Here is a 24,867-nt window from a genome sequence, read left to right as displayed (position 1 = left end):
CCGGTGGTTTTCTATTCAGTGCCCGCAGACAGGATGTATGAGGGCACCGATGGCGGGCAAGATCGAGCAGAATTTCGAAAAGGGGCTGTTTGCCTCGCGCTGGCTGATGGCGCCGATGTACCTTGGCCTCGTGGTGGCGCTGGCGATGCTGGTCTTTGTTTTCGTTCACGAATTGCTGCTATACCTGCCGATGTTGCCGTCGATGGGGGCGGACAAGGTGATCCTCGTGGTGTTGACGCTGATCGACCTGACGCTGGCGGGCAATCTCCTCCTGATCGTGCTGTTTTCCGGCTACGAGAGCTTTGTCTCGAAGATGGACGTGGCGGCGGCCGAAGAGCGATTGGGCTGGATGGGGACGGTGAATTTCTCGGGGCTGAAGATGAAGCTGATCGCCTCGATCGTGGCGATTTCGGCCATTCACCTGCTGAAACGGTTCATGGAGCTGGGCAAGGGCAAGGAGTTGGCGCAGGACGAGCTCTACTGGCTGGTGGTGATCCACATGGTGTTTGTCGTGTCGGGCGTTCTGATGGCGCTGATGGACTGGTTGACGGCGCAGGCGAAGAAGTAGGCGCGGCCGGATTTCAATTTTGCGGGCCGCCCTGTCGCAGGGCGGCTTTTTCTTGTTGAAAAAGACGTTTTCGGGCGGGTGTTTGGCGCGAAATGCGCTAGTTCGTCCGACGGCGTGGCCACAATCACGCACCTCGCCTTAAAGCTGTTCTAGAAGCTTTCCAATCCGGAGGGGCGAGGATAAGAGTTCGGGACGGTAGAGGAGACCCGGTTCATGACACGTATCACGCCGCAACCCGGCATCATGGATATCGAGCTTTACGTCGGCGGGAAGGCCACCGTGGAAGGTGTGTCGGATGTCGTCAAACTGTCCTCGAACGAAAACCCGTTCGGGACCTCGGACGCTGTCAAGGCGGCGGTGGCGAAGGCAGGACATGGCCTGCATCGTTACCCCTCGACGGATCATGCCGAGCTGCGGGCGGCGATTGCCGAGGTGCACGGTCTGGACGCCGAGCGGATCATCTGTGGTCAGGGTTCGGACGAGGTGCTGCAATTCGTGGCCCATGCCTATGCCGGTGTCGGCGACGAGGTGATCTATACCGAGCACGGGTTCTCGATGTACCCGATCCTTGCCAAGATGGTGGGGGCGACCCCGGTCGTGGTGCCGGAGCGCGAACGTACGGTGGATGTAGATGCGATCCTTGCGGCCTGTACCGAGAAGACGAAGATCGTGTTCATTGCCAACCCGGGCAACCCGACCGGCACGATGATCGGTGGCAACGAGGTTGCGCGTCTTGCCGATGGTCTGCCCGAGGGCGCGATCCTTGTGCACGACGGGGCTTATACGGAATACGTGGAATGCCATGATGGCGGTGCGGCGCTGGTCGAAGCGCGGGACAACGTGATCATGACGCGGACGTTCTCGAAGATCTATGGCCTTGGCGGGCTGCGGATCGGCTGGGGTTACGGGCCGAAAGAGATCATCGACGTTCTGAACCGTGTGCGCCAGCCGTTCAACCTGTCGACCGTGCAGCTTGCCGTGGGTGAAGCGGCGGTGCGCGATCAGGATTGGGTGGCGAAGTGCCGTGCGGACAATGCGCGGCTGCGGGCCTGGCTGGCCGAAGCATTGGCAGAGCATGGCGTGCCGTCGGATACGTCGACCGCGAACTTTATCCTGGCGCGGTTTGCCAGCCAGGACGAGGCGGAAGCCTGTGATGAATACCTGAAATCCCAGGGCCTTATCGTGCGCCGCGTGACGGGGTATGGCCTGCCGAACTGTCTGCGGATCACCGTGGGGGACGAGCCGAGCTGTCGGCGGGTGGCCCATGCGATTGGCCAGTTCAAGGGAGATACCGCATGACCGCACCGGTCTATGAGCGCGTCGCCCTGATCGGGCTTGGCCTGATCGCATCGTCCATGTTCTGGGCGATCAAGCGCGGCGGGCTGGCCGGTGAGGTAACAGGATATGCGCGCTCGGAAGCGACGCGCGAGACGGCACGTCGGATCGGGTTGTGTGACCGTGTGTGTGACAGTGCGGCCGAGGCGGCCGAAGGGGCCGACCTTGTGGTGCTCTGTGTGCCGGTGGGCGCGATGGGGCGTGTGGCGGAAGAGATTGCGCCGGTTCTGAAAGCCGGGGCCTGTGTGTCGGACGTGGGGTCGGTCAAGCGGGCGGTGATCAATGCCGTGGCCCCGCATCTGCCCGATGGCGTGCATTTCGTTCCCGCGCACCCGCTGGCGGGCACCGAGCATTCGGGGCCGGAAGCGGGGTTTGCAGAACTTTACGACAATCGCTGGTGCATCATCGTGCCGGGGGCCGAGGACACGGACCCGGAGGCGATTGCCAAGGTGCGTACGCTTTGGGAAGGCATGGGGGCGAATGTCGACGAGATGGACGCCGACCACCATGACCTTGTTCTGGCGGTGACATCGCATGTGCCACATGCGATTGCCTATACGATGGTGGGGGTGGCCGATCACCTGCGCCGTGTGACCGAGAGCGAGGTCATCAAGTATTCGGCGGCGGGTTTCCGGGATTTCACGCGGATTGCCGCGTCGGACCCGACCATGTGGCGGGATGTGTTCCTGAACAACAAGGAAGCAACGCTGGATATTCTGGGCCGCTTTACCGAAGAACTGTTCGTGTTGCAGCGGGCGATCCGGATGGAAGACGGCGATCACCTGCACGACTATTTCACCAAGACGCGGGCGGTGCGGCGTAGCATCATCGAGGCCGGTCAGGACACGGACGCGCCGAACTTTGGCCGCGAGGCACCGAAACCGTGAGGGCGCGGGCGGCCATAGTCGCCCTGATGCTGGCCGGGACCGCGGTTGCCGAAGCGCCGCGTGAGTCTCTGCGGCCGGTGATCCGCGAAGATGTGTTTCCTGTTGCCCTGCCAAGCCTTGCGCCCGAAACCTCGCTGCGGCCCCTGTTGCGGCCGCGCAGTCTTGGGCAGAAGGTGAGCGTGGTGCCGCCGGTGGCGAACCGGACGGCGCGCGAGGTGCCATCTGCCGTGGGAAAGGTGTGCCGTGACCGCGATTTGCAGGGCACCGAGGTGGGCCATGTGCCGGGGAAATTGCAGGGCTGTGGCATCCGGCGCGGGGCGATCAAGCTTTATTCGGTGTCGGGTATTCCGCTAAGCCGGCCTGCGGTGATGGAATGCGACACGGCCTATGCCCTCAAGAAGTGGGTGGAAGGCGGCATGAAGCGGTCGGTCAAACGCTATGGCGGCGGGGTGGTCGAGTTGAAGGTGGCGGCTGGTTATAGCTGCCGGACGCGGAACCACAAGAAGGGCGCGAAGATTTCCGAGCATGGCAAGGGGCGCGCGATCGACCTGTCGGGATTTGACCTCAAGAACGGGGATCATATTTCCGTTCTGCATGACTGGGGGAATGGCAAAAAGGGCCGTATTCTCAAGGATATGCACCGGCGGGCCTGTGGGCCGTTCGGCACGGTGCTGGGGCCGAATTCGGATCGCTATCACAAGGATCATTTCCATTTCGACATCGCCAAGCACAGGGGCGGGCCCTATTGCCGCTAGGCTGTGAAACTTGAAAGCCCCGGCGCATGTCCGGGGCTTTGTTTTTTAGCGGATCACCAGTTGCGGGGCGGGGCCGATGGGGACCGGACCCAGCCATGTTGCGCCACGTTTGAAGGTGAGTGGGATGTCGAGGGTCTTGGGGTTGCCCGAGATGCCGGACAGGAGCTCGAGGCCCTGCGAGATGCCGTCGAGGACCCCGTCGGGCAGCTGTTCTGTTTCGCGGGCGAGGGCGATGATCTCGCGCCAGTTGGTGGCGCGGATGGTGATGTCGCCGGTAGGGATGCCTGCGGGATCGACGGTGACGCGCCCTGCGGCGTTGAGATCGAGATCGCCCCATGTGATCTGGGCCAGTTTCACGTCAATCCATGTCGGCTGCGGTCGGGCCTGTTCGAGGGCGAGGCGATCCCACGGGCGATCAAAACCGGCGGTGATGTCGGCCTGAACGGTCTTGAGGGTGCGGGGAAGACCCTTGGCCTTGGGCAGGGTCTGGGCCGCGGGCGGGGCAAGGCCTTCGGCGGTCAGGGCAAGGCGATAGGTGTTTTCGCCTTCGCCCTGGCGGTGCGCGGCGAGGCGCAGGGCGTCGGCGGTGAGGGTCCAGTCGGCGGTTGAGGTCAGCGCGAGGCCCTCGATGGCGAGGTTGCTGCGCTCAAGCGGCAGGGAGGTGTCACCGGCAAGCACCAGCGAGGCCTTCATATCGGTGCTGGCGACGGTGACCTTCTGGTCGGGGAAGGCGAGGGTATGGCTGTTGGGCCAGACCGCGATCAGGTGGTTGGGGCGATAGGTGAGGGCAAAGAGCTGAAAGAAGGGCAACTCCCACGCGACGCCGGTGTCGGGGTCGGCCAAGGCGACGTTGGTGAAAGTGGTGTCGAAGCGGTTGGGAAAGCCCTTGACGGAAATCTCCTCGACCTCGGCCAGCCAGCCTTCGGAGGCGCGGGTGTCGAACCATGCGGTGAAGCCCGATTTCGCGGCGGATGCACCGACAAACCAGTAGGCAAACCACGCGCCTGAGACCACGAGGATGACAAACAACAGTCTTTTGAACATGTCAGGCCCTTTTCCCTGTTTCGCGATTGGTGTTTAAAGCCCAAAAACCAAGAGGACCAGTGCGATGACAATGTGGGTGTTCGGATATGGCTCTTTGCTGTGGAATCCGGGGTTCGAGTACCGCGAGAAGGTGATTGCCACCCTGCCGGGCTGGCATCGCAGCTTCTGTATGCGGTCGATCCACCACCGGGGTACCGAGGAAAAGCCGGGGCTGGTGCTGGCGCTGGATGCGGAAGACGGGGCGCATTGCCAGGGGCTGGCGCTTTTGGTGCAGGAAGGCCACGAGGCGGCGACGCTGGAATACCTGCGGGAGCGCGAGCTGATTTCCTCGGCCTATCTTGAGAAGATGCTGGACATCACCTTGCAGGACGGGCGGGTCGTGGAGGCGGTGACCTATGTGATTGATCCGCATCACGTGCAGTATTGCCACCTTGAGATGGAAGAGCAGGCGCAGATCATTTCCACCGCTGTGGGCGGGCGCGGGCCGAACACCGATTACCTGCACAACACGGCCTCGCATCTTATCGAACTGGGTATTCAGGATGCAGATCTGGACTGGTTGTCGGCACGGGTGCGCGAATTGACCATGTGAGGCCGCCCCGGTGGCATAAGTTCTTGGCACATTGAGCGCGAAACAGTAGGGTGAGCGCAGAAAAACAATGAGCCGGGAGCTGTCCAGATGGATCAGCCGGACCGCAAAGTCGAGCCGCATTTCTCACACCCTGTTCGCCAGATCCTGCTGATGCTGATCGTGCTGGGGCTGACGGGTTTACTTGTCTATGTCGCCCTGCCGCGCGTCCTGCCGGTGTTCGAGGCCAACCCCTATCTGAACGGGTTCATCCTTTTCGTATTCCTGATCGGTGTGTTCGCCTGTTTCGCGCAGGTGTTTTCGCTGATCTATTCGGTGCGCTGGATCGAGAATTTCGCGGGCGAACGCGAGGGGCACGAGTTTGATACTGCGCCATCGCTGCTGGCGCCCTTGGCGGCGTTGTTGCGGACGCGGGGGGCACGGGCGCAGATCGGATCGAGTTCGGCGCGGTCGATCCTGGATTCGGTTGCAACGCGGATCGACGAGGGGCGCGAGATCACGCGCTACCTTGTCAACATGTTGATTTTCCTTGGCCTTCTGGGCACGTTCTATGGGCTTGCCACGACGGTTCCAGCGGTTGTGGACACCATCCGCAGCCTTGCGCCGCAAGAGGGCGAAGGTGGGGTCGAGGTGTTTTCGCGCCTGATGACCGGTCTCGAGAGCCAGCTGGGCGGCATGGGCGTGGCCTTTGCCTCGTCCCTTTTGGGGCTGGCGGGATCGCTGATCGTGGGCCTGTTGGAGCTGTTTGCGGGGCATGGCCAGAACCGGTTTTACCGCGAGCTGGAAGAGTGGCTGAGTTCAATCACCCGTCTGAGCTTTACCGCCGGTGACGGCGAAGGTGGGATCGAGCAGGCGGCGATGGTGAATGTGATGGATCACATGGGTCGCCAGATGGAAGCCTTGCAGCAGATGTTCACCCAGTCGGATGTGAACCGCGCGGTTGTCGATGAGAAGCTGGGCACGCTGGCGGACGCGGTGGAGCGGCTGACGGCGCGGATGGAGACCAACTCCACCGCGACGGATGCCCTGTTGCGGGTGGCGGATGGGCAGGAACGCCTGATCCATGCGCTGGAAGTGCGCAATGACGGCGAGGGGATCGACGCGGAAAGCCGGATGCGGCTGCGGTCGATCGACGTGCAGATGCTGCGTATTCTGGAAGAGATTTCGGCGGGACGGCAGGAAAGCATGGCCGAGCTGCGCACCGATCTGGCGGCGCTGGGCCGCGTGCTGAAACAGGCAGCCAAGGCGCAGGCGGTGGCCACGAGCGAACCGGTACAGCCGCGCCGTGCCCAGGCCCGCAAGGGCAAGCCGGCTGGCGGCGGCAACAAGCAGGAGGGCTGATCCATGGCCCTGTCACGGCGCACCGGACAAAGGTTCCAGGCCTCGATCTGGCCGGGCTTCGTGGATGCGATGACGGGGCTTTTGCTGGTCCTGATGTTCGTGCTGACCATTTTTATGGTGGTGCAATTCGTTCTGCGCGAGACGATTTCCGGACAGGAAACCGAGCTGGATGCCCTGTCGGCGGAAGTCGCGGCGCTGGCGCGGGCGCTGGGGCTTGAGGAACAGAGATCGGCGACGCTGGAAGAGCGCGTGGGTGGTTTGCAGGCGACCCTGACCAGTGCGCGGGAAGAGGCGGACCGGCAATCGGCGCTGATTGCTTCGCTGACGTCGGACCTTGCGGCGCGGGATGCCTCGCTTTCCGAGGCGCAGACGCAGATCAGCGCGTTCGAGGCGCAGGTGGCGGCGCTGCTGGCGGATCAGGATCGGGCGCTGGCGACGATTTCCGAACTGGAAGGGGCGCGCGAGGCGTTGCTTTCGGAGCAGGAGGCGTTGAACCTCGCGCTGGCGACGGCGCGTGGCGAGATCGACGCGCAGGCCGAGGCCGCGCGACTGGCGGCGGCACGGCGCGAGGCGCTGGAGGCGATGATTGCCGATCTGAACCGCGAGGCGGCGGAAGGGGCCGAGGAGCGTGAGCTTTTGCTGGCGCGTGTTGGCGATCTGGAAGCGGAGTTAAGCGCAGAAGAGGCCGCGCGGTTGGCCGAGGCGGCGGCGGCCGAGGCGCTGCGCGAGCGTCTTGAAAACGCGGATACGGAACTGACGGCGATGACGCTGGCGCTTGAGGCGCAGCGCAAGAAGGCCGAGGAGACCCTGACACTTTTGGCGGCGGCGGATGCGGCGCGGGGCGATCTTGATGTCAAGCTGGCGGCGGCCTTGCTGGCGGGGGAAACCGCAGAGGCCGATCTGGCCGAGGCGCTGGCCAACCTGCAAAAGGCGCAGGCCGAGGCAGAGACCAAGGGGGCCGAGGTGGTGTCGGCGCGCGATCAGCTGGCGCAGGCGCTGGCGGCGTTGCAGGCCTCGGAGCTGGAAGGGGACGAGAAGGATACGGCGCTGGCCTCGGTTCAGGCGGCGCTGGACGCGGCGCTTGGGGAGGTTTCCGGCAAGGATGATGCGCTGACGGCGGTGCAGTCGGAGCTGACGGCGCAGCAGGCGGCGGTTGAGGATTTGCAGCGGCAGCTGGCCGAGGCGATTGCGGCGCGGGTTCTTCTGGATGCGCAGTTGAGCGATCAGGACGAGGTGCGCGCGCAGTTGGCGGCGGCGCTGGCGGCGAAGGCGGCGGCGGAACTGACCTCGCAGGATCGGTTGACGGCGGTGGAAGAGCGCGAGGCATTGCTGGCGCAGGCCAACAAGGCGCTGTCCGAGGAAGAGGCCAAATCGGCCGATGCACAGCGGGAAGTGGCGCTTTTGAACCAGCAGGTGGCGGCGCTTCGGACCCAGCTTTCGGGTCTTCAGGCGCTCTTGGATGATGCCAAGGAACGCGATGCGGCGGCGCAGGTGCAGTTGCAGACGCTGGGCAGTGATCTGAACGCGGCGCTTGCGCGGGCGGCGTCAGAAGAGCGCAAGCGGCGGTTGCTGGAAGAGGCGGAGCGCATTCGTCTTGAGGCCGAAGCCAAGGCGCTGGCCGAGGAAGCCAAGGACCTGGCGCGCTATCGGTCCGAGTTTTTCGGGCGGTTGCGCGAGATTCTGGCAGGGCAGGAAGGGGTGCGCATCGTGGGCGACCGTTTCGTGTTCTCGTCCGAGGTTCTGTTCCCGCCGGGTGGGGCGGAATTGTCCGAGGCGGGCAAGGCGGAGATTGCCAAGATCGCGGCGATCCTGCGCAATATTTCTAGCGACATTCCCGCTGGCATCGACTGGGTGATCCGGGTGGACGGGCATACGGACAATGTGCCGATCATCAACGGGGCCGAGTTTGCTGATAACTGGGAGTTGAGCCAGGCGCGGGCGCTGTCGGTGGTGCGTTTCATGGCGAGCGAACAGGGCATTCCGCCGAACCGGCTGGCGGCAAACGGGTTCGGGGAGTATCAGCCGCTGGACCCGCGCAACACGCGGGAAGCGCGGGCCAAGAACCGCCGGATCGAGTTGAAGATTACCGAGAAGTGATCAGTCGCGCACGGTGATGTGGCTGTGGCGGAGCGCGATGAGGGTGTCGCCCCGCATCAGCCGCACCGTGCCTTCGTAGAAGCCTGCCGGCCAGCCGCCTGCGGGCGCGCGACGGCCATAGGCCTGCATGTGGGACTTGCGCGGATTTCCGAGATCGAGGTCGTGGCCGAAGATCGTGCCGCCGGGTCCGCGGGCCGTAAATTCGAGACGGTCGCCGGGTTTGGCAAGGTAGAAATATCCATAAAGGACAAGCGGTTGATCCGGTTTCGACGTGGTGCGCCGCTTGGCGCCGGTGCGGGCGTCTTCGAGCGTGGGGACGGCGTTGGCAAAGGCGGCGGTGTAAAAACCGGTGTCGTAATAGGGCAGGGGATCGGACCACATCTGGGTGGTGTCCTCGCCGCAGGTTTCGGCCCCTTCGAGGGCGAATGGATCGACGTCTTTGCCCTGATGTTCGAGCGAGAGGTGAAGGTGCGGGTGGTTGGATTGGCCGGAAAGGCCGATCTGGCCCAGCACGGTTCCGGCGCGCACCTCGTCGCCCTGGCGGACCGAGACGCTGCCGAGTTTCAGGTGGCAATACTGGGTGTGCCAGCCGTCGCCGTGGTCAATGCGCACGCCGTTGCCGCAGGCGATGTTGGAGGGGACGTTGGCATCGCGGGTGTCAGCCATGCTGTCGCGGATGCCGATCACGGTGCCGGGGGCGGCGGCGAGAACGTCAACGCCGCTTTCCATTGCGTCAAACGACAGGAGCGCGATGTCGGTGCCGCCGTGGGCATCGCGGGTGTTGAGACCGCAGGCGAAATCCTTGCGGGCCTCGCTGGCGTCGTGGTCGAGGTAGTCTTCGACATAGCAGGTGGTGCCGAGGGTGCAGTCGACGGGGAATTCCAAAACAGGCGCGCCCGCGACCGGAGAGGCCGCGAGCGCGCAAATCATGAGGGCCGAACGCATCAGTCGGCGGTCAGAAGCGGAGGCTTGTCACCGGCGATGCGGGGCTTGTCAGGGCCGGAAAGTTCGAGATCAAGCTCGCCTTTCTTGACCGTGACCTTGACCACACCGCCTTTGGCCAGCTTGCCAAACAGCAGTTCCTCGGCCAGTGGCTTCTTGATGTGCTCCTGGATGACGCGGGCAAGGGGGCGTGCGCCCATCTTGTCGTCGTAACCCTTGTCGCCAAGCCATGCGGCGGCCTTGGGGGTCAGTTCAATGGTCACGTTGCGATCCATCAGCTGAGCCTCGAGTTGCAGAACGAACTTTTCGACCACGCGCATGATGACCTTCTTCGACAGCGGCGCGAAGGAGATCACCGCATCCAGACGGTTGCGGAATTCCGGCGTGAAGGTGCGTTCGATGGCGGCGGTGTCTTCGCCCTCGCGACGATCACGGCCAAAGCCGATGGCCGATTTCGCCTGTTCAGCGGCACCCGCATTCGAGGTCATGATCAGGATCACGTTGCGGAAATCGACAGTGCGGCCGTTGTGATCGGTTAGCGTGCCGTGGTCCATCACCTGCAACAGGATGTTGTAGACATCCGGGTGCGCCTTTTCGATCTCGTCGAGAAGCAGCACGCAGTGCGGGTGCTGATCGACGCCATCGGTAAGCTGGCCACCCTGATCAAAGCCGACATAGCCCGGAGGCGCGCCGATCAGGCGGGAGACCGCGTGTTTCTCCATGTATTCGGACATGTCGAAGCGCAGCAGTTCCACGCCGAGGGTATCGGCGAGTTGCTTGGCGACCTCGGTTTTACCGACACCGGTGGGGCCAGCAAAGAGGTAGTTGCCGATGGGTTTTTCCGGCTCGCGCAGACCGGCGCGGGCAAGTTTGATCGCCGAGGACAGGGCCACGATGGCGTCGTCCTGACCGAAGACGACCCGTTTGAGCGACTTTTCGAGATCCTTGAGAACCTCTGCATCGTCCTTGGAGACGCTTTTCGGCGGGATGCGGGCGATCTTGGCAACCACGGCCTCGATCTCCTTGACGCCGATTGTCTTGCGGCGCTTGGAGGCGGCCACGAGATGCTGGGCGGCGCCGGCCTCGTCGATGACGTCGATGGCCTTGTCCGGCAGCTTGCGGTCGTTCATGTAGCGGGCCGAAAGCTCAACCGCGGACTTGATCGCATCGGCGGTGAATTTCACGCCGTGATGCTCTTCGAAGTAGGGTTTCAGGCCGCGCAGGATTTTCACGGTGTCCTCGACCGAGGGTTCGTTCACGTCGATCTTCTGGAAGCGACGCGACAGGGCGCGGTCTTTTTCGAAGTGCTGACGGAATTCCTTGTAGGTGGTCGAACCCATGGTGCGCAGCTTGCCGCCCTGAAGCGCAGGCTTGAGCAGGTTTGAGGCATCCATCGCGCCACCAGAGGTGGCCCCGGCACCGATAACGGTATGGATTTCGTCGATGAACAGTACCGCGTCGGGGTGTTCCTCAAGCTCGGTCACCACGGCCTTGAGGCGTTCCTCGAAATCACCGCGATAGCGGGTGCCGGCGAGAAGCGCGCCCATGTCGAGCGAGTAGATCGTGGTATTGGCAAGCACCTCTGGCGTCTGGCCCTTGACGATCTGGTGTGCGAGGCCTTCGGCGATGGCGGTCTTGCCCACGCCGGGATCGCCCACGAGAAGCGGGTTGTTCTTGCGGCGGCGGCAGAGCACCTGAATGCAGCGCTCAACCTCGGAATCGCGGCCGATCAGCGGGTCGATATCGCCCTTGGTGGCCTTGGTGTTGAGGTCGACGCAGTATTTGCCAAGCGCGCTTTCTTTCTTGTCGCCTTCGGGGGTAGCGTCGACGGTGTTGTCTTCTTCGTCGTCCGCACCGGTGACCGGGCGGGCCTCGCCAAAGGCGGGATCCTTGGCAACGCCATGCGCGATGTAGTTCACGGCGTCATAGCGGGTCATGTCCTGTTCCTGCAGGAAATAGGCCGCGTTGGATTCGCGTTCGGCAAAGATCGCGACCAGCACGTTGGCGCCTGTGACTTCGGTCCGGCCGGAAGATTGCACGTGGATCGCGGCGCGCTGGATCACGCGCTGGAAGGCGGCGGTGGGGACCGCTTCGGAGCCTTCGATGTCGGTGACGAGGTTGGAAAGTTCCTCGTCGATGTATTCCACCAGAACAACGCGCAATTCGTCGAGATCGACGCTGCAGGCGCGCATGACGCGAATGGCGTCGGGTTCTTCCAGCAGGGCCAGAAGCAGGTGTTCCAGGGTGGCGAACTCGTGTTTACGCGCGTTGGCCTGTGCCAGCGCCGCGTGGATCGCCTGTTCAAGTGTCGTCGAGAATGAAGGCACTGCTCTGTCCTCCTTCGGTTCTGGGCGTGCGGGCCATCAGGGCCCACTTAACCGTATCATCCTAGGTTTAAAGTTTGGTCTATATGTCGGAGTCTTCAAGGGCTTTCTTTGCAAACCCCATCACATTTGACGGATAAGATGTGATTTCGCGCGTATTTTGCACCTTAGAAGGTGTCTTTTCGCTGGCGGATTTCAGCGAAAACCTTTGCCGGATCGGCGCCTTCCATCCCCACATGTCGTTGTACGGCGGGGTCGGTGGCACGAAGGAAGGGATTTGTCGCCAGTTCTTCGGACAGGAGCGAGGGCACGGTCGGGCGGCCTTGGGCGCGGGCTTCGGCGATGGCGTCGATGCGCGATTGCAGTGCCTTGTTGTCGGGGTCGATGGTGACGGCGAAGCGGCCGTTGGCCTCGGTGTATTCGTGGCCGGAGCAGACAATGGTGTTCTCTGGCAGGGCGGCGAGTTTGGAAAGGCTGGCCCACATCATGTCGGGGTCGCCTTCGAACAGGCGGCCACAGCCAAGCGCCATCAGGCTGTCGGCGGTGAAGACCGCGCCGGAGGCGGGCAGGTAAAAGGCGATGTGGCCGACGGTGTGGCCGGAGACATCCATGACCTGTACCTCTTCGCCCCCAAGGGTGAAGCTGTCGCCTTCGGCAACGGCAAGGTCGAGCGGGGGCAGGCGGTGGGCGTCGGCGGCGGCGCCGATCACCTTGGGCGAGTGGGTCTTTTGCAGTTCTTCCAGACCGTCAATGTGATCCCAGTGGTGGTGGGTCAGGAGCACGTGGGTCAGGGTCCAGCCGAGCTGGCTCAGGACCTTGTTGATCTTGTCGGCCTCGGGGGCGTCGACAAGGGCGGTTTCGCCGCTGGCCTTGTTGTGCACAAGGAAGGCGTAGTTGTCGGAGAGGCAGGGGATCGTAATGATTTCAAGGGGCATGGATTTTCGCCTTCACATTGCTATGTTGTGAACAGAGTTGCCGAATATCCGGGCGGTTGCAATGCACCTCGATGTACAGGACCTGAGGAATTTCTATTACCGCAGCACGCTTGGCCGGGCCGCGCAGAAGGCTGTGCGCGATCAGGTGGTGGAATTGTGGCCGGATGCAAAGGGGCAGACCGTGGCCGGGTATGGGTTCGCGGTGCCGCTTTTGCGGCCCTACCTGAAAGACGCGCGGCGCGTGATCGGGCTGATGCCAGCCCCGCAGGGGGTGATGCCCTGGCCGGCGGGGATGCGGAATGTTTCGGTGCTGTGTGAGGAAACCATGTGGCCGGTGGAAACAGGGCGGGTGGATCGCCTTGTGATGATGCATGGCCTCGAGAACTGTGACCGGCCCGGCGATCTGTTGACCGAGGCGCACCGTGTGCTTGGCCCCGGCGGGCGCGCCCTGTTCGTGGTGCCGCACCGGTCGGGGATGTGGTCGCGCAGTGACAGCACGCCTTTCGGATTCGGGCGACCCTACTCGCCTGGGCAGCTTGAGGCGCAGCTGCGCCATTACGGGTTTATGCCCGAGCGCCACCGCACGACGCTGTTCCAGCCGCCGTCGCACAAACGGTTCTGGCGCAAGACCGGGGCGATGTGGGAGAGCTTTGGCCGCACGGTTTCGCCGGTGCTGGCGGGCGGCATCCTGATGGTCGAGGCCAGCAAACGCGTTCACGCGCCCAGCGGACCGGGGTTGCGCGAAAAGGTGCGCAAGCCGCTTGGCGTGCTCGCGCCAAAGCCGGAAACCGCGCCGGTCTGATCGTTCATTTCCCGTCTTGGATTCGGTTTTGGGGGCGGATTCCGACCGGAAATCGAACTGTTTTCGCTAACATTCAGCATCCGGAAGCCACCGGGAATCGCGAAAATATGTGTCTGACAGTGATTTTTTTCGACGTCGGGTCACAGGCAAAGGGTCGCACCTTGCTCAAAGCCTTAAAAACAAGGGGTTTTCGTGAAAGCGTGAATGTTTGAAACAATGTTGCTAGGTGCGCGAGGCTCTGCTACATCCTCGACGGATTTTACTGCCCTGAGAAATCGGGGTCATGAAACGCCCCCGTTGACGGCATACCGTGGTATGCAGAATTCGGGGCCAGAAAGCGGAAGGGTGGACGTGTCCGAACCAGCTTCGATCTCCTCCGGCATCGCCGCGCGCTATGCCACCGCGGTCTTCGAGATCGCGAAAGAGAACAAGACGCTTGCCAAATTGGAAAGCGGTCTTGACGACCTTAGCACCGCACTGGCCGACAGCGCAGAAATGCGCGACCTGATTGCTTCGCCGCTGGTAAGCCGCGAAGAGCAGGGTAAAGCCATTGCACAAATCGCAGAAAAAATGGCGTTGCAGCCGGTTCTGGCGAATGTTCTGGGCCTGATGGCCGAGAAGCGCCGCCTGTTTGTTCTGCCCCAGCTGGTTGACCAGCTTCGTGCCATGCTGGCCGAAGAAAAAGGCGAAGTGACCGCGGATGTGGTCTCGGCAAAGGCGCTGACCAAGGCGCAGACCGAAAAGCTTTCGAAGACCCTTACCGCGCGTGTCGGTAAAGATGTCAAAATCAATGCGACCGTTGATGAAGCCCTCATCGGCGGTCTTGTCGTTAAAGTGGGTTCGAAGATGATCGACACGTCGATCGCCTCCAAGCTCTCTTCCCTCCAGAATGCAATGAAAGAGGTCGGATAATGGGTATCCAAGCAGCCGAAATCTCTGCGATCCTTAAGGACCAGATCAAAAACTTTGGCCAAGAGGCCGAAGTGGCCGAAGTCGGCCGTGTGCTTTCCGTCGGTGACGGTATTGCGCGCGTCTACGGCCTGGACAACGTTCAAGCCGGTGAGATGGTTGAATTCCCCGGTGGCATCATGGGCATGGCCCTGAACCTTGAGAACGACAACGTTGGTGTCGTTATCTTCGGTTCGGACCGTGACATTAAAGAAGGTGACACCGTTAAGCGCACCAACTCGATCGTTGACGTTCCCGCCGGCCCCGAGCTGCTGGGTCGCGTTGTTGACGGTCTGGGTAACCCGCTGGACGGCAAGGGCCCGATCAACGCTGCACAGCGTAACGTTGCAGACGTCAAAGCACCGGGCATCATCCCGCGTAAATCGGTTCACGAGCCGATGGCAACCGGCCTGAAATCGGTTGACGCGATGATCCCGATCGGCCGTGGCCAGCGTGAACTTATCATTGGTGACCGTCAGACCGGTAAGACCGCGATTGCTCTGGACACCATCCTGAACCAGAAGTCCTACAACGACGCAGCAGGCGACGACGAGTCGAAGAAACTGTACTGCGTATACGTTGCAGTTGGTCAGAAGCGTTCGACCGTTGCTCAGCTCGTTAAGAAGCTGGAAGAAACCGGCGCGATCGAATATTCGATCGTTGTTGCTGCAACCGCTTCGGACCCGGCTCCGATGCAGTTCCTGGCGCCCTACGCCGCAACCGCGATGGCCGAATACTTCCGTGACAACGGCAAGCACGCCCTGATCATCTATGATGACCTTTCCAAGCAAGCTGTTGCGTATCGTCAGATGTCGCTGCTGCTGCGTCGTCCGCCGGGCCGTGAAGCGTACCCGGGTGACGTTTTCTACCTCCACTCGCGTCTGCTCGAGCGTTCGGCAAAGCTGAACGAAGAGTTCGGTGCTGGCTCGCTGACCGCTCTGCCGGTTATCGAAACCCAGGGCGGCGACGTTTCGGCGTTTATTCCGACCAACGTGATCTCGATCACCGACGGTCAGATCTTCCTCGAAACCGAACTGTTCTACCAAGGTATCCGTCCTGCTGTGAACACCGGTCTGTCGGTTTCGCGTGTGGGTTCGTCGGCGCAAACCAACGCCATGAAGTCGGTTGCCGGTCCGGTTAAACTGTCGCTGGCCCAGTACCGCGAGATGGCGGCCTTCGCCCAGTTCGGTTCGGACCTCGACGCCGCCACCCAGCAGCTGCTGAACCGTGGTGCCCGTCTGACCGAGCTGATGAAACAGCCGCAGTATTCGCCGCTGACCAACGCCGAGATCGTCTGCATGATCTACGCTGGTGTGAACGGCTATCTCGACAAGCTGGAAGTTCGTGAAGTTGGCCGTTTCGAGCAGGGTCTTCTGGACCACCTGCGCGGCAAGCACGCTGACCTGCTTCAGTACATCACCGACGAAGATCCGAAGATCAAAGGTGAAGCCGAAGACAAGATCAAAGCCGCGCTGGACGAATACGCAGCTGACTTCGCATAAGGGGTTCGGACAATGCCCAGTCTGAAGGACCTAAAAACCCGGATCGAGAGTGTGAAAAACACTCGTAAGATCACCAAAGCCATGCAGATGGTTGCCGCGGCGAAACTTCGCCGCGCGCAGGAAGCTGCCGAGGCCTCGCGTCCCTACACAGAACGGTTCAACGCCGTTCTGGGTGGGCTGGCGGCTTCGGTCGGCGGTTCCGACTCTGCACCCAAGCTGCTTTCGGGCACCGGAAGCGATCAGGTCCACCTGTTGGTGGTCATGACCGCGGAACGTGGCCTGTGTGGCGGCTTCAACAGCTCGATCGCGAAACTTGCCCGTGCCAAAGCCCAAGAGCTGACCGCCGCTGGCAAGACCGTCAAGATCCTGACCGTTGGCAAAAAAGGCCGCGAGCAGCTGAAGCGTGAGTTCGAAGACCAGATGGTCGCGCACGTGGATCTGTCCGAGGTCAAGAAGATCGGCTACGACAACGCACAAGACATCGCGCGTGACCTGCTGTCGCGTTTCGATGCGGGTGAGTTCGACGTCGCCACCATCTTCTTCAACCGCTTCCAGTCGGTGATCAGCCAGATCCCGACCGCACAGCAAATCATCCCGGCCGCGTTTGACGAGGTCGAGGGCGATGGCGAAAGCACGCTGTACGACTACGAGCCCAGCGAAGAGGCCATCCTGGCCGACCTGCTGCCGCGCGGTGTCGCTACGCAGATTTTCGCTGCGCTGCTGGAAAACGGTGCCTCGGAGCAAGGTGCGCGTATGTCCGCAATGGACAACGCGACCCGCAACGCAGGCGACATGATCGACAAACTGACGATCCAGTTCAACCGCTCGCGTCAGGCAGTGATCACCAACGAGCTTATTGAAATCATCTCGGGCGCTGAAGCGCTCTAAGACCGGAGACGAAACATGGCAAACGCAAAAGGCAAGGTGACCCAGATCATCGGCGCCGTTGTGGACGTGCAGTTCGAAGATTCCCTGCCGGAAATCCTCAACGCACTGGACACCGAAAACAATGGTAAGAAACTGGTTCTGGAAGTAGCCCAGCACCTCGGCGAAAACACCGTACGCACCATCGCGATGGACGCGACCGAAGGTCTCGTTCGTGGCGCAGAAGTGGTCGACACCGGCGCACCGATCTCGGTTCCCGTTGGTAACGCGACCCTGGGCCGTATCCTGAACGTTGTCGGCGAACCCGTTGACGAACAGGGCCCTGTGAAAGCAGACGAAACCCGCGCCATCCACCAGCCGGCACCGGAATTCGACGAACAGTCGACCGAGTCGGAAATCCTGGTAACCGGCATCAAGGTTATCGACCTTCTCGCGCCTTACGCGAAGGGTGGTAAGATTGGTCTGTTCGGCGGCGCCGGCGTTGGTAAGACCGTTCTCATCATGGAACTGATCAACAACATCGCAAAAGTACACTCGGGTTTCTCGGTGTTCGCAGGTGTTGGTGAACGTACCCGTGAAGGTAACGACCTCTACCACGAGATGATCGAATCGAACGTTATTAAGCCGGACAACCTCGAAGAGTCGCAGGTGGCCCTGGTTTACGGTCAGATGAACGAGCCTCCGGGTGCACGTGCACGTGTTGCTCTGACCGGTCTGACCCTTGCGGAACAGTTCCGCGACCAGTCGGGTACCGACGTTCTCTTCTTCGTCGACAACATCTTCCGCTTTACCCAAGCTGGTTCCGAGGTTTCGGCGCTTCTTGGCCGTATTCCTTCGGCCGTGGGCTACCAGCCGACCCTGGCAACCGACATGGGTGCGATGCAGGAACGTATTACCTCGACCAAATCGGGCTCGATTACGTCGATCCAGGCCGTCTACGTTCCCGCGGACGACCTTACCGACCCTGCACCGGCAACCACCTTTGCCCACCTCGACGCAACCACCGTTCTGTCGCGTGCGATCTCGGAACTGGGTATCTACCCGGCCGTTGACCCGCTCGACTCGACCTCGCGTCTGATGGACCCCTCGGTTGTTGGCGAAGAGCACTACAACGTGGCGTTCGAAGTCCAAGGTATCCTCCAGCGCTACAAGTCGCTGCAGGACATCATCGCCATCCTCGGCATGGACGAACTGTCGGAAGAAGACAAACTGACCGTTGCGCGTGCTCGTAAGATCCAGCGTTTCCTCTCGCAGCCGTTCGACGTTGCGAAAGTGTTCACCGGCTCGGACGGTGTTCAGGTTCCGCTGGAAGACACCATCTCGTCGTTCAAAGCGGTTGTCGCAGGCGAATACGACCACCTGCCCGAAGGTGCCTTCTACATGGTTGGCGGCATCGAGGAAGTGATCGCAAAAGCCGAGAAAATGGCTGCTGAAGCGGCCTAAGGAGGCCCCTGATGGCAAACACGATGCAATTTGACCTTGTCAGCCCGGAACGGAGCCTCGCTTCGTTCCAGGTGACGGCGGTCCAGATTCCGGGCGCCGATGGCGACATGACCGCAATGCCGGATCATGCTCCGACCATCACCACGCTGCGTCCCGGTGTCCTGTCGGTCGAAGGCCCCGAAGGTTCGGCACAATATGCCGTCACCGGCGGGTTTGCCGAGATCTCGGCAGAAGGCACCTCGGTTCTGGCCGAAAAGGCGATGCCCGTGGCGGAAGTAACTGCTGCCGACATGGACTCGCTGATCGCCCTGGCAAAGGACGCCGCGGACAACGCGACTGCCGAAGCCAAGGACGCCGCCGCCAAGACGCTGGCCGATATGGAAGCTCTGCGCTCCGCGCTGAACGTCTGATATCGTTGAAATGATTGGAAAAGGCCCTACCATCCGGTGGGGCCTTTTGCTGTTTTTGATTGCGTCTCGCGCGAGATTTCAGCTAAGCCGGTATAGCAACTGGAAGACCTTATGAAACGACTTCGAAATCATCTTATTGGTGTGGATCAGGGAGATGTCCCGCTGTTCTCGGATTTTGAGGATGGCGGCGAAATGTGGACCGGAACCGGCCCGCGTGAGCGCCGCAAGGCGGTGAAGTTCAGTTCGGTCTATCGCCATCCCCCAGCGGTGCAGGTAGGGCTTTCCCTGTCGGATATGGACAGCGCCCACAACACACGCGCCGAGGTGAAGGCGGAGAAAATCACCGAAAAAGGGTTTGATTTGGTGTTCCGGACCTGGGGCGATACGCGTATCGCGCGGGTGCGGATGAGTTGGCTCGCGATTGGAGAGCTGGCTTACGAGGATGACTGGCTGGTGGACTGAGGGTCGGGCGCTGCCCGGTCCTGCGGTCTGGGCTGACTGGTGATACTACAATGAAAAAGGGCGCCTGTGGGGCGCCCTTCGCGTTTTTGGAAACCGGTAAAGGTTACTTGTTGAACATGCCCTCATAGGCCGGTTCCAGCGTGTCGGTGTCGAACAGCGACGAGACCGAGGTGCCGTTCCAGATGTTCAGGATCGCCTGGGCGAACAACGGCGCGGTCGGCACGATGCGGATGTTCTGGGCGTCCAGCACGGGCTGGGTGGGTTCGATCGAGTCGGTGATGACCAGCGATTTCATGACCGACTTGGTGATACGGTCGACGGCCGGGCCGGAGAGAACACCGTGGGTGATGTATGAGTGTACCTCGGTGGCTCCGTGTTCCATCAGGACTTCGGCGGCCTTGCAGAGGGTGCCGGCGGTGTCGCAGATGTCATCGACGATGATACATTTCTTGCCTTCGACGTTGCCGATCACGGTCATCTCGGCGACTTCGCCCGGTTTCTCGCGGCGCTTGTCGACGATCGAGAGCGGGGCGTTGATACGTTTGGCGAGTTCGCGGGCACGGGCCACGCCGCCAACGTCGGGCGATACGATCATCACGTCGGCAAGGTCGTCCTTGAACTGTTCAAGGATGTCGAGCGCGAAGATCGGCGAGGCATAGAGGTTGTCGACGGGGATGTCGAAGAAGCCCTGGATCTGCGCGGCGTGCAGGTCGAGGGTGAGGACACGCTCGACGCCGGCTTCGACCAGCATGTTGGCCACCAGCTTGGCCGAGATCGGGGTCCGTGCCTTGGCGCGGCGGTCCTGGCGGGCATAGCCGAAGTAGGGGATCACGGCGGTGATGCGGGCTGCCGAAGAGCGGCGCAGGGCATCGGCCATGATGAGCAGTTCCATCAGGTTGTCATTGGCCGGGTTCGAGGTCGGCTGAATGATGAACATGTCTTCGCCGCGTACGTTCTCGTAGACTTCGACAAAGATCTCCTGGTCGTTGAAACGTTCCACGCGGGCATCGACGAGGCCAAGGTTCTTGCCGCGGTGCATGGACATGCGGCGCGAGATTGCCTTGGCCAGCGGCTTGTTGGCTGTGCCGGTAATCAGTTTCGGTTCCAGAATGGTAGGCATGTGAGTGATCCCCAGGTCTGATGTCACCTGCCAGGAAATGACAGATTCGTGACGTTGCGTACCGCTTAACATGCGCATAGCGTCTGGCAAAGTGATGCTCGTGCGAGGAGGAAACAAATGGCGCATATTGATTACTATTTTTCGACGATTTCACCCTATGCCTACCTGGCGGGCGACCGTCTCGAGACGATCGCGGCCAAGCATGGGGCGACGATCACCTATAAACCAATGGATATCATGGCGCTGTTTGCCCGTACGGGGGGCACGCCGCCCAAGGATCGCCATCCCAACCGGCAGGCCTACCGGGCGCAGGACCTTGTGCGTCAGGCGGCGAAACAGGGGCTGGACTTCAATCTGCAACCGGCGCATTGGCCCACCAACATGGCGCCGTCCTCCTATGCGGTGATCGCGGCGCAAAAGGCGGGGGGCGGTGATCTTGCCGGTCTCGTGCAATCCTTGATGCGGGCATGTTGGGCCGAGGAAAAGGACATCGCGCAGGATGATGTGATCAAGGCTTGTCTTGAGGGGGCTGGGTTCGATCCGGGGCTGGCGGACAGCGGTCTTCTGGTCGGGGCCGAGACCTATGCGCAGAATCTTGAGGATGCGGTTGCGGCAGGGGCTTTCGGTGCACCGTTTTACGTGACAGAGGAAGGGCAGGGGTTCTGGGGACAGGACCGGCTGGAATACCTTGATCTGCACCTGGAAGGAAAACTCTGAAATGGGATTGGACGGCGCGGCCCCACTGGCCTTGCATTCACGGGAATTTGGCAAGGGGCCGCGTCGGGCCTTGGCGCTGCATTGTTCGCTGGCGCATTCCGGCGCGTGGAAAGGTGTGGCGGCAGAGCTTGAAGACGACCTGACGATCACGGCGTTGGACCTGCCGGGGCACGGGCGCAGCCCGGACTGGGATCACGCGGGCGACCTGACCGCGGCCACCTTCGAGGCGGTTCTGCCGTTTCTGGATCAGCCGATGGACCTGATCGGGCACAGCTATGGCGGGGTGATTGCCCTCAAGCTGGCGATGGCGCGGCCCGATCTGGTGCGCAGCCTGTCGCTGTTCGAGCCGGTGCTGATGGCGGTGGCCAAGGAGGACCTGCCCGAGGAGTGGGAGTGGAATCGTCGCCACATGGAAGAGGTCAACGGCCATATCGCGGCCGGAGACCCGGCCATGGGCGCGCGGCTGTTCATGCGGGTCTGGGGCGATGGGCGGAAATGGGACGATCTGCCCGAGGAGCTGCGGCAGGGATCGGCCCGTCGCATCGGGTTTATCGGCGCGAGCCAGCCTGCGATTTCGGAAGACAACGGCGGCGTGGTGCCGCGTTTGAGCGAGATCGACGCGCCGGCCGTGGTGATGGACGGGGCGGAGTCTCCGGCGCTGATGCACGTGGTGCAGGACGGGATCGCGGCACGGCTGCGCAATGCGCGGCGTGTGACCTTTGACGGCATGGCGCATATGGGGCCAGTCACCCATCCGAAAACCGTGGCGGCCGAAATCCGCGCCACGTTGCAGCAGGCCTGAAGCGAAGCAAGGCCGCGCAGGGCGCGCGGCCTGTTTTGGGTATTTGGGCCAAGAAGAAGGCCCGTTCAGAGACCTCAGGCCGGTTTGACGAGGTCGATGAAGCGGTCGATCTCTTCATCGCTGATCGACCAGTCGCAGACCAGCCGTGCCTCGAGCAATTCATCGGGATCATCGCCTTCGAGGCTGCCGGACCAGACATAGTAGAGCGCGCCAGCGTCGTGCAGGCGCTGGTGGGAGGCGCGCGGGAAGGCGCAGAAGATGATATTGGCTTGCGGGTCGTGCAGGAAGGTCACGCCGGCATCGCGCAGGCCCGCAGTGAGGCGGGCGCAATTGGCATTGGCCTTGCGGGCGTTGTCGCGCCAGAGATCGTCTTGCAGGTAGGCCTGCATCTGGGCAGAAAGATAGCGGTGTTTCGAGAACAGGTGCGCCCCGCGTTTGCGGCGCAGTTCGAATTCCCAGGCCTTTTCGGGATCAAAGAAGATCACCGCCTCGACACCCATGCAGCCGTTCTTGGTGCCGCCGAAGCTGACCACGTCGACACCGGATTTCCAGGTCATCTCGGCGGGGGTGCAGCCAAGCGCCTCGAGCGCATTGGCAAAACGGGCCCCGTCGAGATGCACGGGCAGGCCGTAGGACTTGGCGATTTCCGAGAGCGCCTTGATCTCGGCCACGCTGTAGACGGTGCCGCGTTCGGTGACCTGGGTGATCGAGAGCGGGCCGCGCTGGGGGCCGTGCACGCCGCGGGTTTCTTCGCCTTCGATCGCAGCCTTGAGCGCCTCGGGCGTCATTTTCGGCGCATCGCCCACGAGGGTCAGCTTGGCACCGCCGGAATAGAATTCGGGCGCGTTGCATTCGTCTTCGTGGATGTGGGCCACGGGGCTGCAGAAGACTGTCTGGTAGGGCTGGCAGTAGGTGGCCAGCGCCAGCGAATTGGCGGCCGTGCCGGTGGCCACGAGATAGACCGCGGCCTCGGGGGCTTCGAAGATGTCGCGGATCTGCGCGCGCACCTCGTCCATGATGGCATCGGCGCCATAGGGCATGGCATAGCCGGTGTTGGCACGGGTCAGTGCCTCCATGATGGCGGGGTGGGCGATACCGGCATTGTCAGAGGCAAAGAACATCAGACGGGCTCCTCGATGATATACTCTTCCCATTCGTCTTCGGGGATTTCGAATTCCGAAACGGTGCGGTTCTGGACCGAGACCCCGGCGGCATGGACGCTGTCGGGGGTGCCCGAGATCAGCGGATGCCAGTCGTAGAGTGGTTTGCCCTCCCAAAGAAGGCGGTAGGCGCAGGTCTGGGGCATCCAGTAGGCGTGGCTGTCGATATTGCGCGGGCTGAGCACGATACATTCCGGCACGAACTGGTGACGGATGTCGTACTGCGTGCAGCGGCAGCTCTCGTCGTCGAGAAGGCGGCACGCGATGCAGGTCAGGGCGACCTCGCCGCTGTCGGCGTCTTCCAGCTTGTTGAGGCAGCACTTGCCGCAGCCGTCACAGAGGGCTTCCCATTCTTCCTTGGAAAGCTTGGTGATCTTCTTGCGCTCCCAGAAACGGGGGGCAAAGCCCTTGCGGTTGATCGGGTCCTTCTTCTGGCTCATAGGTCGGCCAGGATGTCGCGGCATTGGGCGCAGTCGGCGTCGATCTGGGCGACCAGCGCCTCGAGGCTGTCGAACTTCCACTCGGGGCGCAGGAATTCGACCAGCGCGATGGAAAGCTGTGTGCCGTAGAGATCGCCGGAGAAATCGAACAGAAAGGTTTCGATATTGGCCTTGTTCTCGCCGAACATGGGGCGCACGCCAACCGAGGCCGCGCCCTTGTAGCTGCCTTCGTGGGGGCCTTCGAGCACGTCGATCAGAACCGCGTAAACGCCGAATTTCGGCGGGTGCAGCCCGTCGATGGACATGTTGGCGGTGGGAAAGCCGAGATCGCGGCCACGCTGGTCTCCGCCGATGACGGGGCCGTCGACGCGGTGCCAGTGGCCAAGCATGGCGGCGGCGTCGCGCGGGCGGCCTTCGGTCAGGGCCTTGCGGATCGCGGTCGAGGACACCTGTTCGTCACCGCCCTTGAGAAGCGGCGCGATGGTGACGCCAAAGCCCATGTCTTGCCCGAAAGCCTGAAGATCTTCGGCGGTGCCGGCGCGCCCCTTTCCGAAACAGAAGTCGGCCCCAATCACAACGTGTTTGAGGCCAAGGCCCTCGACGATCACGTCGCGGGCGAATTCCTCGGGAGTGAGGGCGGAGAGGGTCGCGTTGAAGGGCAGTTCATAGAGCCTTTCGACCCCCAGTTTCTCGAGCCGGTGGGCGCGGGTTTCGGCGCTGGTCAGGCGGAAGGGATCGCTGCCGGGGGCAAAGAACTGGCGCGGGTGGGGTTCAAAGGTGACAATGCCCAGGGGGGCTTCGCCGCCGGCCTCGCGCGCAAGGTCGATCACCGACTGGTGGCCGATGTGGACACCGTCGAAATTCCCGATCGCGGCGCTGGCGCCCCGGTCGTCTTGGTTCACGTATTGATAGTCACGTATGATCCGCATGACCGAAGGGTTAGCGGGACGTGCAGTCAGGCGCAAGGGGATCAGGCGTTATCGACCTCCTGACGCGACGCCTGAATCGAGGGAAAGTTGTTGTCGGCCCAGATCACCAGTGGCTTGAGGACGCCGACTAGGTCTTGGCCCTGCTCGGTCAGCGTGTAGGTGACGGCAAGGGGTGGGCCGGCGTGCACGGTGCGCAGCAGATGGCCGTCACGTTCGAGGTTGCGCAGGTTCTCGGTCAGGACGCGCTGGGTGATGTCGCCGATAAGGCGTTTCAGGGCGCCAAACCGCTGTGGGCCGCTGGACAGGACCAGCAGGATCAGAAGCTGCCATTTGCCCGTGACCTTCGAGAGAACCGAGCGGATCGGACAGTTCTCGGCCTGTTCCTTGGAGAGGGCGGTTACCTTGAGCATACCTGGTTCCTTTTAAGTGC

25 protein-coding genes are annotated in these 24,867 nt (G+C 62.3%); 16 read left to right on the top strand and 9 right to left on the bottom strand.

Annotation, left to right across the window (positions count from 1 at the left end; genetic code table 11):
* Positions 1-61 precede the first annotated feature (61 nt).
* From NNA36_RS17775 to NNA36_RS17760, 4 genes are all read left to right on the top strand, one after another.
* Positions 62-568, top strand: a complete 507-nt coding sequence (locus NNA36_RS17775; RefSeq protein WP_369681689.1) for a TIGR00645 family protein — start codon at positions 62-64, stop codon at positions 566-568.
* 213 nt (positions 569-781) lie between these two features.
* Positions 782-1,867 carry a histidinol-phosphate transaminase gene (hisC, locus tag NNA36_RS17770; protein ID WP_255109533.1) on the top strand — a complete coding sequence of 362 codons (1,086 nt, stop codon included), beginning with the start codon at positions 782-784 and terminating at the stop codon, positions 1,865-1,867.
* Entirely contained in the window at positions 1,864-2,790 is a 927-nt protein-coding gene (locus NNA36_RS17765; protein ID WP_255109530.1) for a prephenate/arogenate dehydrogenase family protein, read from the top strand. Before hisC ends, NNA36_RS17765 begins: the two co-directional genes overlap by 4 nt.
* A 26-nt stretch (positions 2,791-2,816) precedes the next feature.
* Positions 2,817-3,545 (top strand): extensin family protein, encoded by a 729-nt coding sequence (locus NNA36_RS17760; protein WP_255109529.1) that lies wholly within the window; start codon positions 2,817-2,819, stop codon positions 3,543-3,545.
* Between the two features lie 45 nt (positions 3,546-3,590).
* Here the strand turns inward: NNA36_RS17760 and NNA36_RS17755 are convergent, their stop codons facing one another.
* Positions 3,591-4,589, bottom strand: coding sequence for a DUF2125 domain-containing protein (locus NNA36_RS17755; RefSeq protein WP_255109527.1), 999 nt, complete (start codon positions 4,587-4,589; stop codon positions 3,591-3,593).
* A gap of 64 nt (positions 4,590-4,653) precedes the next feature.
* Here NNA36_RS17755 and NNA36_RS17750 point away from each other — a divergent pair, with 64 nt between their 5' ends.
* The 3 genes from NNA36_RS17750 to NNA36_RS17740 all read left to right on the top strand — a co-directional run bounded on the left by NNA36_RS17750 (position 4,654) and on the right by NNA36_RS17740 (position 8,616).
* Positions 4,654-5,181, top strand: a complete 528-nt coding sequence (locus tag NNA36_RS17750) for a gamma-glutamylcyclotransferase (protein ID WP_255109525.1) — start codon at positions 4,654-4,656, stop codon at positions 5,179-5,181.
* Between the two features lie 87 nt (positions 5,182-5,268).
* Positions 5,269-6,519 carry a biopolymer transporter ExbB gene (locus NNA36_RS17745; protein WP_255109522.1) on the top strand — a complete coding sequence of 417 codons (1,251 nt, stop codon included), beginning with the start codon at positions 5,269-5,271 and terminating at the stop codon, positions 6,517-6,519.
* 3 nt (positions 6,520-6,522) lie between these two features.
* Entirely contained in the window at positions 6,523-8,616 is a 2,094-nt protein-coding gene (locus tag NNA36_RS17740) for a peptidoglycan -binding protein (RefSeq protein WP_255109520.1), read from the top strand.
* On the opposite strand, the gene NNA36_RS17735 is transcribed toward NNA36_RS17740, so the two are convergent.
* From NNA36_RS17735 to gloB, 3 genes are all read right to left on the bottom strand, one after another.
* Positions 8,617-9,561: a M23 family metallopeptidase gene (locus NNA36_RS17735; RefSeq protein WP_255109517.1), complete on the bottom strand. Its 945-nt coding sequence runs from the start codon at positions 9,559-9,561 to the stop codon at positions 8,617-8,619.
* Positions 9,561-11,885 (bottom strand): ATP-dependent Clp protease ATP-binding subunit ClpA, encoded by a 2,325-nt coding sequence (gene clpA / locus NNA36_RS17730; protein WP_255109515.1) that lies wholly within the window; start codon positions 11,883-11,885, stop codon positions 9,561-9,563. Before clpA ends, NNA36_RS17735 begins: the two co-directional genes overlap by 1 nt.
* Before the next feature lie 164 nt (positions 11,886-12,049).
* Complete coding sequence (gene gloB / locus NNA36_RS17725; RefSeq protein ID WP_255109512.1) at positions 12,050-12,817, bottom strand: hydroxyacylglutathione hydrolase; 768 nt, start codon at positions 12,815-12,817, stop codon at positions 12,050-12,052.
* 61 nt (positions 12,818-12,878) lie between these two features.
* Between gloB and NNA36_RS17720 the strand changes: the two genes are divergently transcribed.
* From NNA36_RS17720 to NNA36_RS17690, 7 genes are all read left to right on the top strand, one after another.
* On the top strand, positions 12,879-13,619 hold the full coding sequence (locus tag NNA36_RS17720; RefSeq protein ID WP_255109509.1) for a class I SAM-dependent methyltransferase: 741 nt from the start codon (positions 12,879-12,881) through the stop codon (positions 13,617-13,619).
* A gap of 351 nt (positions 13,620-13,970) precedes the next feature.
* Entirely contained in the window at positions 13,971-14,531 is a 561-nt protein-coding gene (locus NNA36_RS17715) for a F0F1 ATP synthase subunit delta (RefSeq protein ID WP_255109605.1), read from the top strand.
* Entirely contained in the window at positions 14,531-16,069 is a 1,539-nt protein-coding gene (gene atpA, locus NNA36_RS17710) for a F0F1 ATP synthase subunit alpha (protein ID WP_255109507.1), read from the top strand. The genes NNA36_RS17715 and atpA overlap by 1 nt, the downstream gene beginning before the upstream one ends.
* Before the next feature lie 12 nt (positions 16,070-16,081).
* Positions 16,082-16,957: a F0F1 ATP synthase subunit gamma gene (locus tag NNA36_RS17705; protein ID WP_255109505.1), complete on the top strand. Its 876-nt coding sequence runs from the start codon at positions 16,082-16,084 to the stop codon at positions 16,955-16,957.
* Between the two features lie 15 nt (positions 16,958-16,972).
* A complete protein-coding gene (atpD, locus tag NNA36_RS17700; protein WP_255109503.1) occupies positions 16,973-18,397 on the top strand; it encodes a F0F1 ATP synthase subunit beta in 1,425 nt (474 codons plus the stop codon).
* 11 nt (positions 18,398-18,408) lie between these two features.
* Complete coding sequence (locus NNA36_RS17695; RefSeq protein ID WP_255109500.1) at positions 18,409-18,807, top strand: F0F1 ATP synthase subunit epsilon; 399 nt, start codon at positions 18,409-18,411, stop codon at positions 18,805-18,807.
* Between the two features lie 111 nt (positions 18,808-18,918).
* Positions 18,919-19,269, top strand: a complete 351-nt coding sequence (locus NNA36_RS17690; protein WP_255109498.1) for an H-type lectin domain-containing protein — start codon at positions 18,919-18,921, stop codon at positions 19,267-19,269.
* A 103-nt stretch (positions 19,270-19,372) separates the two neighbouring features.
* On the opposite strand, the gene NNA36_RS17685 is transcribed toward NNA36_RS17690, so the two are convergent.
* Entirely contained in the window at positions 19,373-20,389 is a 1,017-nt protein-coding gene (locus NNA36_RS17685) for a ribose-phosphate pyrophosphokinase (protein ID WP_255109496.1), read from the bottom strand.
* Between the two features lie 117 nt (positions 20,390-20,506).
* On the opposite strand from NNA36_RS17685, the gene NNA36_RS17680 reads away from it, so the two are divergent.
* On the top strand, positions 20,507-21,106 hold the full coding sequence (locus tag NNA36_RS17680) for a 2-hydroxychromene-2-carboxylate isomerase (protein ID WP_255109494.1): 600 nt from the start codon (positions 20,507-20,509) through the stop codon (positions 21,104-21,106).
* A gap of 1 nt (position 21,107) precedes the next feature.
* The gene (locus NNA36_RS17675; protein ID WP_255109491.1) at positions 21,108-21,908 is read left to right on the top strand and encodes an alpha/beta fold hydrolase; all 801 of its coding nucleotides are present in this window, start codon (positions 21,108-21,110) and stop codon (positions 21,906-21,908) included.
* Positions 21,909-21,982: 74 nt separating this feature from the next.
* Here the strand turns inward: NNA36_RS17675 and NNA36_RS17670 are convergent, their stop codons facing one another.
* Genes NNA36_RS17670 through NNA36_RS17655 form a run of 4 tightly spaced genes read right to left on the bottom strand, consistent with a single transcriptional unit; the run spans position 21,983 to position 24,847 of the window.
* A complete protein-coding gene (locus NNA36_RS17670) occupies positions 21,983-23,029 on the bottom strand; it encodes a low specificity L-threonine aldolase (RefSeq protein ID WP_255109489.1) in 1,047 nt (348 codons plus the stop codon).
* Positions 23,029-23,508, bottom strand: coding sequence for a YcgN family cysteine cluster protein (locus NNA36_RS17665; protein WP_255109487.1), 480 nt, complete (start codon positions 23,506-23,508; stop codon positions 23,029-23,031). Before NNA36_RS17665 ends, NNA36_RS17670 begins: the two co-directional genes overlap by 1 nt.
* Complete coding sequence (locus NNA36_RS17660) at positions 23,505-24,437, bottom strand: bifunctional riboflavin kinase/FAD synthetase (protein WP_255109485.1); 933 nt, start codon at positions 24,435-24,437, stop codon at positions 23,505-23,507. The genes NNA36_RS17665 and NNA36_RS17660 overlap by 4 nt, the downstream gene beginning before the upstream one ends.
* Before the next feature lie 41 nt (positions 24,438-24,478).
* Positions 24,479-24,847, bottom strand: coding sequence for a helix-turn-helix domain-containing protein (locus NNA36_RS17655; RefSeq protein WP_255109483.1), 369 nt, complete (start codon positions 24,845-24,847; stop codon positions 24,479-24,481).
* Positions 24,848-24,867 lie beyond the last annotated feature (20 nt).

Origin of the sequence: Shimia sp. CNT1-13L.2 (assembly GCF_024331145.1) — a bacterium.
GTDB lineage: Bacteria > Pseudomonadota > Alphaproteobacteria > Rhodobacterales > Rhodobacteraceae > Shimia.
This window is presented reverse-complemented; position numbering and strand designations above follow the sequence as displayed.